Source organism: Streptomyces sp. PL-25 (assembly GCF_058344915.1).
The window spans coordinates 3,030,078-3,044,396 of the sequence record NZ_CP136997.1 but is presented as its reverse complement, the minus strand read 5'-3'; the positions used below and the strand labels follow the sequence as shown (position 1 = coordinate 3,044,396).

The window sequence follows — 14,319 nt, the reverse complement described above, 5'->3', positions numbered from 1 at the left end:
CGCCCCCTGCCGCCCCGCAGGCGGTCGCGCCCCGCCTGCCCCCGGCCTTCGCGCACGCCCCCACGTCCCCGCGTCCCCACGTGCCCCACGGCTACGACAGCTCGCCCCCGGCGGCTACGACAGCTCTCCCCGCCCCTGCCGGGGCAGCCCCAGTTCCACCGAGGCGGCCGAGTCACAGAACTCGCGCACCGCGCTGGTGCGTGCCACCACGCGCCCCCGGTGCACCACGATCCGGCTGTACGCGAGCGACAGCGCCCCCGCGAGCCGGTCGCCGCGCACCGCGAGGAGTTCGGCCGGGAAGCCCGCCTCCACCCGCACCTCGGGCAGACCGAGCACCGCGCGGGCCGACGCGCTCACCATCTCGTAGGCCTCGCCGGGGCGCAGCCCGTAGCGGGAGGCCAGCAGATAGGCCGCCTCCAGCGGGTCGCCGCGGCCCACCGGGTTCGACACGTCCCGCAACGCGCCGCTGCCCGCCGCCACCCGCACCCCGGCCGCCCGCAGCAGCCGTACCGGCGCCGTCCCGGGCCCCTCCGCGCCCGCGCAGCCGCCCTGCGGCAGGCACACCACCGCCACCCCGGCGGCGGCCAGCTGGTCCGCGGTCCGGGCCGCGGCCTCGGCGGGCAGCCGGGCCAGGCCGCCGCAGGGGCTCAGCGTCACGCCGGGGCGCAGCCCGCCCGCCATCGCCGCGAGCCGGGCGAGCCGGGCCGGGTCGGTGGCGTCGGTGTGCAGGTCGACCGGGCAGCCGTGCTCGGAGGCCACCTCCAGGACCGCTTCCACGTACCCGGTGGGATCGGGGTCCACGTCCGGGCAGCCGCCGACCACGCACGCGCCCATCTTCACCGCGTCCCGCAGCACCGCGAGCCCGTCCGCGCCGGCCACCCCGGTCAGCACGCGCGGCACCGCCACCGTCGACAGCTCGGCCAGCCCGCGCAGCGCCCGCCGGGCCCGCAGCACCGCCGTCAGGGCGCCCAGCCCCTGCACGTCGCCCACGCGCACGTGCGCGCGCAGTGCGGTCGCGCCGTGCCCGAGCTGGAGCAGCGCCGCCTCCGTGGCCCGGCGCTGGACGTCCTCCGGGTCGTAGGAGACCGGGCCGTCCGTGTCGGCCGTCAGGGCGGTGTCGGCGTGGGCGTGCGGCTCGGCCGGGGCGGGCAGCAGCAGGTAGCCGCTGAGGTCGACGCGCGATCCGCCGTCCCCGGGCCCGTCCGCCCCGCGCTCGCCGCCGCGCTCGCCGTCGCGGCCCGCGCCCCCGGCCGGGCCGAGGCTGCCCGCTGTGCCCACCGCCTCGATGCGCTCTCCGGACAGCCGTACGTCCACGGTCCGCCCGTCGGTGAGCCGGGCCCCGCACAGCAGCAGGGTGTCCGGGTCCGGCCGCCCGGACGGGCCGGGCGAGGACGACGAGTGAGGCGGTTGCGGCTTACCGGGGGGCATCGCACTCCAGGTACGACAGAGGGACGGACGGTACGACAGACAGACAGACAGAGGGACGGACGGCGGACGGCGGACGGGGTGGAAAGCGGTGGTCGAGCGGGGGTGGGCGGTGCCCGGGGCGTGGTGCGCGCGGGGGGCCGCGCAAGATCACGCAGAGTGCGTCGAGCCTAGGGCGGCGGCGCGCCGGGAGACGGGAGGAGCGCAATAGTCGTACCGGTGTGGCCGTACGGAGAAGGGTCTCCGGAGCCGTCCGGCGGGGGCCGCGGAACGGATTTGGGCGAACGGCTGCGGACCGTGTAATGTCTTCATCGCTCGCCCCAATAGCTCAGTCGGCAGAGCGTCTCCATGGTAAGGAGAAGGTCTACGGTTCGATTCCGTATTGGGGCTCTGGTGTGAGAGGTTCCCGCCGTGAGGCGGGGCCGATCTCATCAAAGCGGTGTAGCTCAGTCGGTAGAGCAAGCGGCTCATAATCGCTGTGTCACCGGTTCAAGTCCGGTCACCGCTACTGACAGTAGCCGATTGCGGGGTCGGTCCTTCGATCGGCTACTCTTTTCTGCGTTGAAGTAAGTCCATCCGTTCGTCTTAGGAGCACTCACGTGGCTGCCACCGACGTCCGCCCGAAGATCACGCTGGCCTGCGTGGAGTGCAAGGAGCGGAACTACATCACCAAGAAGAACCGGCGTAACAACCCGGATCGCCTGGAGATGAAGAAGCACTGCCCGCGTTGCAACGCGCACACCGCGCACCGCGAAACGCGATAAATCAGGCTCATACGTGAGGCCGCCCCCGCACCATGGGGGGCGGCCTCACGGTGTTTCACCGTCTTCACCAGCTCCCTCCGCACGACCGCAGCTGACACCAGGAGGTGCCGAGCCATGGCGCTCGACCAGTCCTTCGTGGGGCGTTCCTACCCGCCCACCGCCCCCTACGAGGTGGGCCGGGAGAAGATCCGGGAATTCGCCCAGGCGGTGGGCGACGCCAATCCGGCGTACACGGACCCCGAAGCCGCGCAGGCACTCGGCCACCCCGATGTGATCGCCCCGCCCACCTTCGTGTTCCTGATCACCTACCGGGCCGCCGGAGAGGTCGTCCAGGACCCGCAGCTCGGGCTGGACTACAGCCGCGTGGTGCACGGCGACCAGAAGTTCGCCTACACGCGCCCCGTGCACGCCGGTGACCGGCTCTCCGTCACCTCGACCATCGAGGCGATCAAGACCATGGCCGGCAGTGACATCCTGGACATCCGCGGCGAGGTGCACGACGCGGCGGGCGAGCACGTGGTGACCGCCTGGATCAAGCTGGTGGCCCGCGCGGCCGAGGAGGCGTGAGGATCCGATGACGGCGAAGATCGCCTACGACGACGTCGAGGTCGGCACCGAGCTTCCGGGCCGGACCTTCCCCGTGACCCGCGCCACCCTCGTGCAGTACGCGGGCGCCTCCGGGGACTTCAACCCGATCCACTGGAACGAGAAGTTCGCCAAGGAGGTCGGACTGCCGGACGTGATCGCGCACGGCATGTTCACCATGGCCGAGGCGATCCGCGTCGTCACCGACTGGGCCGGCGACCCCGGTGCCGTGGTGCAGTACGGCGTCCGCTTCACCAAGCCCGTCGTCGTCCCGAACGACGACAAGGGCGCGCGGATCGACGTCGTCGGCAAGGTCGCGGCCAAGCTCGACGACCACACCGTACGGATCGACCTGACCGCCCTGTGCGAGGGGCAGAAGGTCCTCGGCCGCTCCCAGGCCCTCGTCCGCCTGGCCTGAGCCCGGCGGGAGCGTCGGCAAGGACGTCGGCGGGGCCCCGTAGTCTTGGGCGCGTGCAGGAACTCCACGACGCGCCCCTCGCCCCGCTGACGACCTTCCGTCTGGGCGGCCCCGCCGCCCGGCTGATCACCGCGACCACGGACGCGGAGGTCGTCGACGCCGTCCGCGCGGCCGACGCCGCCGGCACCCCGCTGCTGGTGATCGGCGGCGGCTCCAACCTGGTCATCGGCGACCAGGGCTTCGACGGCACCGCCCTGCGCATCGCCACCACCGGCTTCGACCTGCGCGGCACCACGCTGGAGCTGGCCGCGGGCGAGGTGTGGACCGACGCCGTCGCCCGGACCGTCGAGGCCGGACTCGCGGGCGTCGAATGCCTCTCCGGCATCCCCGGCTCCGCGGGCGCCACCCCCATCCAGAACGTGGGGGCGTACGGCCAGGAGGTCTCCGCCACCATCACCGAGGTCGTCGCCTACGACCGCGCGGCGGGCGAGACGGTCACCCTCTCCAACGAGGAGTGCGCCTTCTCCTACCGGCACAGCCGCTTCAAGGAGCACCCCGAGCGGTACGTCGTGCTGCGCGTCCGCTTCGGTCTGGAGGACGCGGGCGGCCTGTCGGCGCCGCTCAGGTACGCCGAGACGGCGCGCGCCCTCGGTGTGTCGGCGGGCGACCGCGTCCCGCTGGAGCGGGCCCGCGAGACCGTGCTGAAGCTGCGCGCGGGCAAGGGCATGGTCCTGGACCCCGAGGACCACGACACCTGGTCGGCCGGGTCCTTCTTCACCAACCCGATCCTCACGGACGCCGAGTTCGGCGCCTTCCGGGCCCGGGTGCGCGAGCGCCTGGGCGAGGACGCCGAGCCGCCCGCGTACCCGGCGGGGGAGGGGCGCACCAAGACCTCCGCGGCCTGGCTGATCGACCGGGCGGGCTTCACCAAGGGCTACGGCACCGGCCCGGCCCGGATCTCCACCAAGCACACGCTCGCCCTCACCAACCGCGGCGGCGCGACCACGAAGGACCTGCTGGACCTCGCCCGCGAGGTGGTGGCCGGGGTCCGCGAGGCGTTCGGCGTGACGCTGGTGAACGAGCCGGTGACGGTCGGCGTCAGCCTGTAGCGGCCGGCCTCCGGCGGCCTGTAGCGGCCGGCCTCCGGCGGCGACCGGGGCGGGTTCCCCTCAGTACGCCATCCCCTCAGTACGCCACCCCCACGCCCTGCTTCACCGCCGCCGGGTCGTCGGTCAGCGACAGCATCGCGTGGGCCACGTCCGCCCGCGCGATGAAGCGGCCGTGCGGCGGGAAGCCGCCGGTCACCGTGCGGTACGTGCCGGTGAGCGGCTTGTCCTGGAGGCGTGGCGGCCGGACCACCGTCCAGTCCGTGGCGCTGCGCGCCAGCTCGGCCTCCATCTCGCGCAGATCCGCGTAGACGTCCTTCAGGACCGCCGAGACCAGGCTCCGGGCCGCCCGGTCGAGGAACCCGTCGCCCTCCGGCTCGGGGCCCACCGGACCCGCGCTCACCACGAGCAGACGGCGCGTGCCCTCCGCCTCCATCGCGCGCAGCACCGTACGGGTCAGCCGGGCCGCGACCCCGGCGTCCTTGCGGCTGCGGGCGCCCAGACCGGAGAACACCGCGTCCCGGTTCGCGACGGCCGGGCGCACGGCCTCCGGGTCCACCAGCCCGGACCTGACCACCTCCAGGCGGTCACCGGTCACGGTCAGCCGGGCCGGGTCGCGGACGACGGCGGTGACCCGGTGCCCGGCGTCGAGCGCCTGCCGGACGATCTCTTGGCCGATGCCGCCGGTGGCGCCGAAAACTGTGAGGTTCATGAGCACGCTCCTGCCTGCCTGTCCGGGGACACCCCGGACCACCGGAGGTGGGTGAGTATTCACTCACCTCGTCTGGTCCTAGAGTGGGTAAGCACTCACCCACCCGTCAAGGCCGACCGGCCGATTGGACGTGACATGGAGACGAGACCGGCCCGCGTCCGCATCCTCGACGCCGCCCACGAGCTGATGCGCACCGTCGGGCTCGCCCGTGCCACCACCAAGGAGATCGCCAGGGCGGCCGGCTGCTCCGAGGCGGCCCTCTACAAGTACTTCGCGAGCAAGGAGGAGCTGTTCATCCAGGTGCTGCACGAGCGGCTGCCCCGGCTCACCCCGCTGCTGCGCGCCCTCGCCGCCGAGCCGGAACGGCGCACCGTGGCCGAGAACCTCACCGAGATCGCCCGCCAGGCCGCCCTGTTCTACGAGCAGAGCTTCCCGATCGCGGCCTCGCTGTACGCCGAGACCCAGCTCAAGCGCCGCCACGACGAGGCGATGCGGCGGATGGGCTCCGGCCCCCACCTGCCCATCGAGGAACTGGACGCCTACCTCCGCGCCGAGCGCTCGCTGGGCCGGATCGCCCCCGGCGCCGACACCTTCGCCGCCGCCTCCCTGCTCCTGGGTGCCTGCGCCCAGCGGGCCTTCGCGTACGACGCCGCGGACGCCCGCCCGGACGCCGACGCGTTCGCCGCCCGTCTGGTGGGCACGCTCCTGACCGGTCTCACCACCGGCGGGGCGGGGCGGGGCACAGACATCGCATAGGGTCGGTCCCCGTCCGGACAGGGAGGGGAAGAATCATGCGGGGCGTACGAGGCCTGCGAGGCAGCCGGGGCATCGTGATCACGGCCGCGGCCGTGCTGGTGGGCACGCTCGCCACCGGGTGCGACAAGGGGAGCGGCGACGCCGCGCACGGCGGCGACGGCGGGAACGGCACCGGTCCCGCCGCCACGGCGAGCCGCGCACCGGGCGCCACCGAGACCCTGGCGGCCGACGGCACCACCGTCCGCGTCGGTTCCGCGAGCGCGAAGACCGTCGTCCAGGTCTACGAGGACCTGCGCTGCCCGGTCTGCAAGAAGTTCGAGACCGAGGGCGGCGGCGAGGCCCTGCGCGAGCTGGTCCGCTCCGGCCAGGTCCGGGTGGAGTACACGCTCGCCTCCTTCCTCGACGCCCGGCTCGGCGGCCAGGGCTCCAAGAAGGCCGCCAACGCGCTGCGGGCGGCGCTGGAGGCGGGCCGCTTCGCCGAGTACCACGACGTCCTCTTCGCCCACCAGCCCGAGGAGAGCGTCGACGGCTTCACCGACGCGTACCTGCTGGAGCTGGCCTCCCGGGTGAAGGGGCTGCGCGGCGCCGGCTTCGACCGCGCGGTCAAGGACCTGAAGTACGGCGACTACGTGGCCGCCTCCGAACGCGCCTTCGACACCTCCGGGGCGACCGGCACGCCCACCCTGAAGGTCGACGGCAAGGCGGTCCCCTCCTCGATGACCGGCTCGCTCTTCGACAAGGAGGCGCTGCCCCTGGTCGTCGGGGCGCTGTCGCAGTCCTGACCCGCGGCCGCGCCGCCGCGGCTCAGGCGGCCAGCCAGTCGTCCACGCCCGACAGCAGCTTGGCCCGGACGTCCTCCGGGGCGGCCGAGGCGCGGATGGACTGGCGGGCCAGCTCCGCCAGCTCGGCGTCGGTGAAGCCGTGGTGGCGGCGGGCGAAGTCGTACTGGGCGGCCAGCCGGGAGCCGAACAGCAGCGGGTCGTCGGAGCCCAGGGCCATCGGGACACCGGCGTCGTACAGCGTCCGCAGCGGCACGTCCGCGGGCTTCTCGTACACCCCGAGCGCCACATTGGAGGCGGGGCAGACCTCGCAGGTCACCCCCCGCTCGGCCAGTCGCCGCAGCAGGAGCGGGTCGTCGGCGGCGCGCACCCCGTGGCCCACCCGGTGCGCGTGCAGGTCGTCCAGGCAGTCGCGGACCGAGGCCGGGCCCGCCAGCTCGCCCCCGTGCGGGGCCGCGAACAGGCCGCCCTCGCGCGCGATGGCGAACGCCCGGTCGAAGTCCCGGGCCATGCCGCGCCGCTCGTCGTTGGAGAGCCCGAAACCGACCACACCGCGGTCGCGGTAGCGCACGGCGAGGCGGGCCAGCGTGCGCGCGTCCAGCGGGTGCTTCATGCGGTTGGCCGCCACCAGGACCCGCATCCCGAGGCCCGTCTCGCGCGAGGCCGAGTCCACCGCGTCGAGGATGACCTCCAGCGCCGGGATCAGCCCGCCCAGACGCGGCGCGTACGAGGTCGGGTCGACCTGGATCTCCAGCCAGCCCGAGCCGTCCCTGATGTCCTCCTCGGCGGCCTCGCGCACCAGCCGCCGGATGTCCTCGGGCTCCCGCAGGCAGGAACGCGCCGCGTCGTACAGCCGCTGGAAGCGGAACCAGCCCCGCTCGTCGGTCGCCCGCAGCTTCGGCGGCTCCCCGCCGAACAGGGCGTCGGTCAGCGCCTCGGGCAGCCGTACGCCGTACTTGTCGGCCAGTTCCAGCAGGGTGGCGGGCCGCATCGACCCGGTGAAGTGCAGGTGCAGATGGGCCTTCGGCAGCTCAGAGACATCACGTACACGCTCCATCCGCCGATCCTGCCGCACCCGGGGCCGCGACCGGAAGCCGTTTCCCCGTTCGTGGTCTTGCTCGCACAAAGGTCAGGGCCCGACCACACTTCGACGTTGAAGTGTGGTCGGGCCCCTTCAGCAGCCTCTGCGTCAGTCCCGCGCCTCCGCGAGCAGCTTCTGGATCCGGCTCACGCCCTCCACCAGGTCCTCGTCACCGAGGGCGTAGGACAGCCGCAGATAGCCCGGGGTGCCGAAGGCCTCGCCCGGGACGACCGCGACCTCGGCCTCCTCCAGGATGAGGGCGGCCAGCTCCACGGAGCTCTGCGGGCGCCTGCCGCGGATCTCCTTGCCGATCAGCGCCTTCACCGAGGGGTAGGCGTAGAACGCGCCCTCGGGCTCCGGGCAGAGCACGCCGTCGATCTCGTCGAGCATCCGCACGATGGTGCGGCGGCGGCGGTCGAATGCCTCGCGCATCGCCGCGACCGCCGCCAGGTCACCGGAGACGGCGGCCAGCGCGGCGGCCTGGGCGACGTTCGACACGTTCGACGTGGCGTGCGACTGGAGGTTGGTCGCGGCCTTGACCACGTCCTTGGGGCCGATGACCCAGCCCACGCGCCAGCCGGTCATGGCGTACGTCTTGGCCACGCCGTTGACGACGACGCACTTGTCGCGCAGCTCGGGCAGGAGCGCCGGCAGGGACACGGAGACCGCGTCGCCGTACACCAGGTGCTCGTAGATCTCGTCGGTGAGCACCCACAGGCCGTGCTCCAGGGCCCAGCGGCCGATCGCCTCGGTCTCGGCCTCGGAGTACACCGCGCCGGTCGGGTTGGACGGCGAGACGAACAGGACGACCTTGGTGTTCTCGGTGCGGGCGGCCTCCAGCTGCTCGACCGAGACCCGGTAGCCGGTGGTCTCGTCGGCGACGACCTCGACGGGGACACCGCCGGCCAGCCGGATCGACTCCGGGTACGTCGTCCAGTACGGCGCCGGGACGATGACCTCGTCGCCCGGGTCGAGGATCGCGGCGAACGCCTCGTAGATGGCCTGCTTGCCACCGTTGGTGACGAGGATCTGCGAGACGTCCGGCTCCCAGCCGGAGTCGCGCAGCGTCTTCGCGGCGATCGCGGCCTTCAGCTCGGGCAGACCGCCGGCCGGCGTGTACCGGTGGTACTTCGGGTTCTTGCAGGCCTCGACGGCGGCCTCGACGATGTAGTCCGGGGTCGGGAAGTCGGGCTCACCGGCGCCGAAGCCGATCACCGGACGCCCGGCGGCCTTCAGGGCCTTGGCCTTGGCGTCCACGGCGAGGGTGGCGGACTCGGAGATCGCGCCGATACGGGCGGAGACCCGGCGCTCGGTCGGAGGGGTTGCAGCGCTCATACCGCCCATCGTTCCAGACCCCGAACATCCCGGGCACACCGGTTTCACACAGTGGGCGGAGGCGGGTCGGGTGCTGAACACGCGTCCGGATCCGGTCCCCGGCCAGGTGATCTTCCGGACGGATCGGCCCCGGCGGACGCCGAAGACCATTTTCTGTTCGACGCCCGGCCCCGGACCACGTACACTCTCACCTCGTTGGCCTTCAGCAAGTGGCCGCCGCACCCGGTGCACACCGGACTCGCGGTCGGATGCGGTACGTTGGGGGACACACAAAGGGTCGTAGCTCAATTGGTAGAGCACTGGTCTCCAAAACCAGCGGTTGGGGGTTCAAGTCCCTCCGGCCCTGCTACACACACCTTCGCCAGGATGTGTGCGCATGTACGTACAGCAATGCACCGCCGTGCGGCTCGACCGGGCGCGGCACGGCCACGACCCGGAATCAGGTGAGGACGAATGACGGACGCCGTGGGCTCCATCGACACGCCTGATGCCCAGGACGAGGTGGCGGAGTCCAAGAAGCCCCGCAAGGGCGGCAAGCGCGCCAAGAAGGGCCCGCTGAAGCGTCTCGCCACCTTCTACCGGCAGATCATCGCCGAGCTGCGCAAGGTCGTCTGGCCCTCGCGCAACGAACTGACGTCGTACACCACTGTGGTGATCTGCTTCGTCGTCGTCATGATCGCCCTGGTGACCGTGATTGACTATGGGCTCAACCACGCGGCCAAGTACGTCTTCGGCTGAGCCCAGAGCGAAGGGCGCCGTGGTTACCGGCGCCCGTTTTCGCATGTTCCACCCCTATGTATCCAGGAAGAAGCAGCCACCGTGTCTGACCCGAACCTGAACGACGCCATCGAGCCGACCGAGTCCGTGGATGACGAGCTCGACATCGTCGAGGGTGCGGACGAGGCGGACGGGGCCGAGGCTGCCGACGCCGCCGCGGGCGAGCCGGCCGAGGAGGCCGCCGTCCACGTCGAGGACGAGCCCCTTGAAAGCGCCGAGGACGCCGAGGGCGCCGAGGGCACCGAGAACGACGACGCCGTCGAGGGTGCCGAGGAGGCCGCGGCCGTCGAGGGCGCTGCCGACGCCGAGGAGACCGACGAGGACGAGGCGGCCGCCGAGGACGAGACCGGGGCCGTCGAGGAAGAGCCCGACGTCGACCCGGTCACCAAGCTGCGCGAGGAACTGCGCACGCTGCCCGGCGAGTGGTACGTCATCCACACCTACGCGGGCTACGAGAAGCGCGTGAAGGCCAACCTGGAGCAGCGCGCCGTCTCGCTGAACGTCGAGGACTTCATCTACCAGGCCGAGGTCCCCGAGGAAGAGATCGTCCAGATCAAGAACGGCGAGCGCAAGACCGTCCGGCAGAACAAGCTGCCCGGTTACGTCCTCGTCCGCATGGACCTGACGAACGAGTCCTGGGGCGTCGTCCGCAACACCCCGGGCGTCACCGGCTTCGTCGGCAACGCCTACGACCCCTACCCGCTGTCCCTGGACGAGATCGTGAAGATGCTCGCCCCGGAGGCCGAGGAGAAGGCCGCCCGCGAGGCCGCCGAGGCCGAGGGCAAGCCGGCCCCGCAGCGCAAGGTCGAGGTCCAGGTGCTGGACTTCGAGGTCGGCGACTCGGTCACCGTCACCGACGGTCCGTTCGCCACCCTCCAGGCGACCATCAACGAGATCAACGCCGACTCGAAGAAGGTCAAGGGCCTCGTCGAGATCTTCGGCCGCGAGACCCCGGTCGAGCTGAGCTTCGACCAGATCCAGAAGAACTAGTTCTTTCTGGGTGTACTGCTTCCGCGCAGGTCAGGCGGGCTGGTGACAGCCGGTCTGACCTGCTCGGTTTTCAGCCGCGCATCTATACCCGTTATCGTTGTGCGGTATGCCTGCGTCCGGGTGGTCCCCGAGCGCGGGCATGGACCCGAACCGAAAGGACCCGGAGAGCTATGCCTCCCAAGAAGAAGAAGGTCACGGGGCTCATCAAGCTCCAGATCAACGCCGGTGCGGCGAACCCGGCTCCGCCGGTCGGCCCGGCGCTGGGCCAGCACGGCGTCAACATCATGGAGTTCTGCAAGGCGTACAACGCCGCGACCGAGTCGCAGCGTGGCTGGGTCATCCCGGTGGAGATCACGGTCTACGAGGACCGTTCCTTCACCTTCGTGACCAAGACCCCCCCGGCCGCCAAGATGATCCTCAAGGCCGCGGGCGTGGAGAAGGGCTCCGGCGAGCCGCACAAGACCAAGGTCGCGAAGATCACCGACGCGCAGGTCCGCGAGATCGCCCAGACCAAGATGCCCGACCTCAACGCCAACGACCTGGACGCCGCCGCGAAGATCATCGCCGGCACCGCCCGTTCCATGGGCGTCACGGTCGAGGGCTGAACCCCAGCCTCCGTACCACCCTCGTAGAACCGTGGCAGGGCCTGCTCGGCCCGTACCACGACTCCTTTCAGAACCCACAGGAGCAGTTGTGAGCAAGCGCAGCAAGGCTCTCCGCGCTGCGGACGCCAAGATCGACCGGGAGAAGCAGTACGCCCCGCTCGAGGCCGTCCGTCTCGCCAAGGAGACCTCCACGACCAAGTTCGACGGCACCGTCGAGGTCGCCTTCCGCCTGGGTGTCGACCCGCGCAAGGCCGACCAGATGGTCCGTGGCACCGTGAACCTCCCGCACGGCACCGGTAAGACCGCCCGGGTCCTGGTCTTCGCGACCGGTGACCGTGCCGAGGCCGCGCGTGCCGCGGGCGCCGACATCGTCGGCGCCGACGAGCTGATCGACGAGGTGGCGAAGGGCCGTCTGGACTTCGACGCCGTCGTCGCCACCCCGGACCTCATGGGCAAGGTCGGCCGCCTCGGCCGCGTCCTCGGCCCGCGTGGTCTGATGCCGAACCCGAAGACCGGCACCGTGACCCCCGACACCGCCAAGGCCGTGACGGAGATCAAGGGCGGCAAGATCGAGTTCCGCGTCGACAAGCACTCGAACCTGCACTTCATCATCGGCAAGACGTCGTTCGACGACAGCAAGCTGGTGGAGAACTACGGCGCCGCGCTGGAGGAGATCCTCCGTCTGAAGCCGTCCGCCGCCAAGGGTCGCTACATCAAGAAGGCCGCCATCAGCACCACGATGGGCCCCGGCATCCAGCTCGACCCGAACCGCACCCGCAACCTCCTCGTCGAGGAGGACCCGGCCGCGGTCTGAGCCATCGGCTCACCCAGGTCGGCGACGAGCCCCGCATCCTCCGCGCGAGCGGAGGGGCGGGGCTCGTCCTGTTCCGTCGCGAACCGGCCGATCCCTTCGGCGCGCGCCCCCGCTGTCGGTGCCCTGCGCTAGCGTGCACGGCACACAGACCGCTCAGGGGTGGGGGGACCGGATGAAGAGCACGACCGTGCGCCGTACGGCATCGGTGGTCGCGGTGACGGCCGCGCTGGCGGGCGTGGCCGCCTGCGGCACGGGCGGGTCCTCCGGGGGAGCGGCGCACCGGGACGGCAGGGCGGCGGGGGAGACCGCCCGGGGCGGCGCCGCCACCCTGGCCGGCCCGCTGACGGCCCTGCGCACCGCCGCCGACTCCACCGGCCGCGCGGACTCCGCCCGGGTCGACATGACGGTCAGCATGGGCACGCTGATGTCGATGAAGGGCCACGGCGCCCTCTCCTGGGGCCACGGCCTGTCCGGCACGCTCAGCCTCACCTACACGGGCGGCACCGTGGCCGACACCATGCGCGCCACCGGCACCACCTCGATCGAGGCCCGTTATCTGCCCGACGCGTACTACGCCAGGATGAGCGAGGCGTTCGCCGCGCAGGCCGGCGGCAAGCACTGGCTCAGGTACGGGTACGACGACATGGCCCGGCTCGGCGGCGGCTCCGGCGCGTACCTCAAGGACCAGATGCAGAACAACACGCCGAACCAGGCCGTGAAGCTGCTGCTGGCCTCCGGCGACGTGAAGAGGGCGGGCGAGGAGCGGATCGCGGGCGCGCACACCACGCACTACCACGGCACGGTGAATGTCGCGGACCTCGCCGCGCGCACCGGCCACAGCCTCACCGCCGCCCAGCTCGCGGACATGAAGCGCCAGCTGACCGACTCCGGCATCACGACGGACACCGTCGACCTCTGGATCGACGACCGGAACCTGCTGGTCAGGAAGGTCGAGTCGGCGGACACGGCGAAGGGCGCCCTGACCACCACCGCCACCTACAGCGACTACGGGGTCAAGGTCGCGGTCGGCGCACCGCCGCGGGGCGACACGGCGGACTTCCAGGAGCTGCTGGCCGCCCAGGGCGCCGGTGCCGGCGCCTCCTGAATCAAAGAATCCCCCAAGCCCGGATGATCGGTGCTCGGATAGGCTCACCGGAACTGTGCGCAAGCCATCCGTTCCTTGGGGGGAAACCATGGACACCTCTGTACGTACGCCCCGCTCGTCCCGCACGCCCGTCCGCGCTCTGTCCGGACGCAGGGTCGCGACGGCCTCGCTGGCCGCGCTGCTCCTCGCCGCGGGCGCGGTGGGCTGTTCGGGGGACGACTCGAAGAGCGATTCGAAGAGTGACTCGAAGAGCGCGGGCAAGAGCGGAGCGGCCGAGACGCCGCAGCTCACCCCGGCCGCGGCCGTCGCCAAGGCCGCCAAGAACTCGCAGAACATCACCTCGCTGCGCTACCGCATGACCGGCCAGGTGCCGGAGCAGGGCCACATCAAGGCCGACGCCGAGATGCAGATGAAGCCCACCATCGCCATGAGCATGAAGATGACGATGCCCGACCAGCCCTCCACCGGCACCGTGGAGATCCGCCTCGTCGACAAGGTCATGTACCTCAACGGCGGGGCCGAGGCCGCCAAGGAGATGGACGGCAAGAGCTGGATGAAGTTCGACCTGTCCGGGACCGACGCGGGCAAGCAGATGGACCAGCTGGGCGGGGGCGGCGCGGCCCAGGCCGAGCAGAACCCGGCGACCGAGTCCACCTTCCTCACCGGCGCCAAGGACCTGCGCAAGGTCGGCTCCGAGACCGTGGAGGGCGTCGAGACCACCCACTACACGGGCACCGTCGCCCTGGCCGACCTGGTCAAGCCGCAGCCGGGCGAGAGCCCGGAGGTCGCCAAGACCCGCGAGAAGAGCCTGGAGCAGTACAAGGGCATGGGCGTCGACAAGGTCACCATGGACGCCTGGATCGACGGCAAGGACCAGACCAGGCAGTTCCGGATGCGCGGCACCGCCGCCAAGGGCCCGCTGGACATGACGATCACCTTCCTGGACACCAACAAGCCGGTGAAGGTCGCCGCCCCGCCGGCCGGTGAGACCGTCGACCTGGCCGAGATGATGAAGGGCGCCGGCGCGGGCCAGAGCTGACCGCGGGCCGCCGCGGGAGCGGATTTGC

16 protein-coding genes and 3 tRNA genes are annotated in these 14,319 nt (G+C 71.8%); 15 read left to right on the top strand and 4 right to left on the bottom strand.

The window, feature by feature from the left end:
• Positions 1-114 precede the first annotated feature (114 nt).
• Positions 115-1,428, bottom strand: a complete 1,314-nt coding sequence (locus tag R4Z62_RS13510) for an amidohydrolase family protein (RefSeq protein WP_491519907.1) — start codon at positions 1,426-1,428, stop codon at positions 115-117.
• A gap of 314 nt (positions 1,429-1,742) precedes the next feature.
• Here R4Z62_RS13510 and R4Z62_RS13505 point away from each other — a divergent pair.
• The 6 genes from R4Z62_RS13505 (at position 1,743) to R4Z62_RS13480 (ending at position 4,301) form a co-directional block, all read left to right on the top strand.
• A tRNA-Thr gene (locus R4Z62_RS13505) sits at positions 1,743-1,815 on the top strand.
• A 45-nt stretch (positions 1,816-1,860) separates the two neighbouring features.
• A tRNA-Met gene (locus R4Z62_RS13500) sits at positions 1,861-1,933 on the top strand.
• A gap of 91 nt (positions 1,934-2,024) precedes the next feature.
• Positions 2,025-2,189, top strand: coding sequence for a 50S ribosomal protein L33 (gene rpmG, locus R4Z62_RS13495; protein ID WP_003948671.1), 165 nt, complete (start codon positions 2,025-2,027; stop codon positions 2,187-2,189).
• A 114-nt stretch (positions 2,190-2,303) separates the two neighbouring features.
• Positions 2,304-2,756: a MaoC family dehydratase N-terminal domain-containing protein gene (locus tag R4Z62_RS13490; RefSeq protein WP_064534591.1), complete on the top strand. Its 453-nt coding sequence runs from the start codon at positions 2,304-2,306 to the stop codon at positions 2,754-2,756.
• 7 nt (positions 2,757-2,763) lie between these two features.
• Complete coding sequence (locus R4Z62_RS13485) at positions 2,764-3,192, top strand: MaoC family dehydratase (RefSeq protein ID WP_018564771.1); 429 nt, start codon at positions 2,764-2,766, stop codon at positions 3,190-3,192.
• A gap of 53 nt (positions 3,193-3,245) precedes the next feature.
• Positions 3,246-4,301, top strand: coding sequence for a UDP-N-acetylmuramate dehydrogenase (locus R4Z62_RS13480; protein WP_389597483.1), 1,056 nt, complete (start codon positions 3,246-3,248; stop codon positions 4,299-4,301).
• Between the two features lie 76 nt (positions 4,302-4,377).
• Here R4Z62_RS13480 and R4Z62_RS13475 read toward each other — a convergent pair whose 3' ends face one another.
• Positions 4,378-5,010 carry an NAD(P)-dependent oxidoreductase gene (locus R4Z62_RS13475; protein ID WP_491519906.1) on the bottom strand — a complete coding sequence of 211 codons (633 nt, stop codon included), beginning with the start codon at positions 5,008-5,010 and terminating at the stop codon, positions 4,378-4,380.
• 135 nt (positions 5,011-5,145) lie between these two features.
• On the opposite strand from R4Z62_RS13475, the gene R4Z62_RS13470 reads away from it, so the two are divergent.
• Together R4Z62_RS13470 and R4Z62_RS13465 are read left to right on the top strand one after the other, a co-directional pair.
• Complete coding sequence (locus R4Z62_RS13470) at positions 5,146-5,766, top strand: TetR/AcrR family transcriptional regulator (protein WP_064534598.1); 621 nt, start codon at positions 5,146-5,148, stop codon at positions 5,764-5,766.
• A gap of 35 nt (positions 5,767-5,801) precedes the next feature.
• Entirely contained in the window at positions 5,802-6,548 is a 747-nt protein-coding gene (locus tag R4Z62_RS13465; RefSeq protein ID WP_491519905.1) for a DsbA family protein, read from the top strand.
• A gap of 22 nt (positions 6,549-6,570) precedes the next feature.
• Here the strand turns inward: R4Z62_RS13465 and R4Z62_RS13460 are convergent, their stop codons facing one another.
• Positions 6,571-7,602 (bottom strand): adenosine deaminase, encoded by a 1,032-nt coding sequence (locus R4Z62_RS13460; RefSeq protein ID WP_491519904.1) that lies wholly within the window; start codon positions 7,600-7,602, stop codon positions 6,571-6,573.
• A 132-nt stretch (positions 7,603-7,734) separates the two neighbouring features.
• On the bottom strand, positions 7,735-8,961 hold the full coding sequence (locus R4Z62_RS13455; RefSeq protein WP_064534604.1) for a pyridoxal phosphate-dependent aminotransferase: 1,227 nt from the start codon (positions 8,959-8,961) through the stop codon (positions 7,735-7,737).
• A 273-nt stretch (positions 8,962-9,234) separates the two neighbouring features.
• On the opposite strand from R4Z62_RS13455, the gene R4Z62_RS13450 reads away from it, so the two are divergent.
• The 7 genes from R4Z62_RS13450 to R4Z62_RS13420 all read left to right on the top strand — a co-directional run bounded on the left by R4Z62_RS13450 (position 9,235) and on the right by R4Z62_RS13420 (position 14,291).
• A tRNA-Trp gene (locus tag R4Z62_RS13450) sits at positions 9,235-9,307 on the top strand.
• 107 nt (positions 9,308-9,414) lie between these two features.
• Positions 9,415-9,699, top strand: a complete 285-nt coding sequence (secE, locus tag R4Z62_RS13445; RefSeq protein ID WP_018564778.1) for a preprotein translocase subunit SecE — start codon at positions 9,415-9,417, stop codon at positions 9,697-9,699.
• 81 nt (positions 9,700-9,780) lie between these two features.
• Positions 9,781-10,728: a transcription termination/antitermination protein NusG gene (gene nusG, locus R4Z62_RS13440; protein WP_491519903.1), complete on the top strand. Its 948-nt coding sequence runs from the start codon at positions 9,781-9,783 to the stop codon at positions 10,726-10,728.
• 170 nt (positions 10,729-10,898) lie between these two features.
• On the top strand, positions 10,899-11,333 hold the full coding sequence (rplK, locus tag R4Z62_RS13435) for a 50S ribosomal protein L11 (RefSeq protein WP_018564780.1): 435 nt from the start codon (positions 10,899-10,901) through the stop codon (positions 11,331-11,333).
• Between the two features lie 88 nt (positions 11,334-11,421).
• Positions 11,422-12,147 (top strand): 50S ribosomal protein L1, encoded by a 726-nt coding sequence (rplA, locus tag R4Z62_RS13430; RefSeq protein WP_018564781.1) that lies wholly within the window; start codon positions 11,422-11,424, stop codon positions 12,145-12,147.
• A gap of 172 nt (positions 12,148-12,319) precedes the next feature.
• Positions 12,320-13,252, top strand: a complete 933-nt coding sequence (locus tag R4Z62_RS13425; RefSeq protein WP_355476314.1) for an SCO4651 family lipoprotein — start codon at positions 12,320-12,322, stop codon at positions 13,250-13,252.
• An 88-nt stretch (positions 13,253-13,340) separates the two neighbouring features.
• Positions 13,341-14,291, top strand: a complete 951-nt coding sequence (locus R4Z62_RS13420) for an SCO4651 family lipoprotein (RefSeq protein WP_491519902.1) — start codon at positions 13,341-13,343, stop codon at positions 14,289-14,291.
• Positions 14,292-14,319 lie beyond the last annotated feature (28 nt).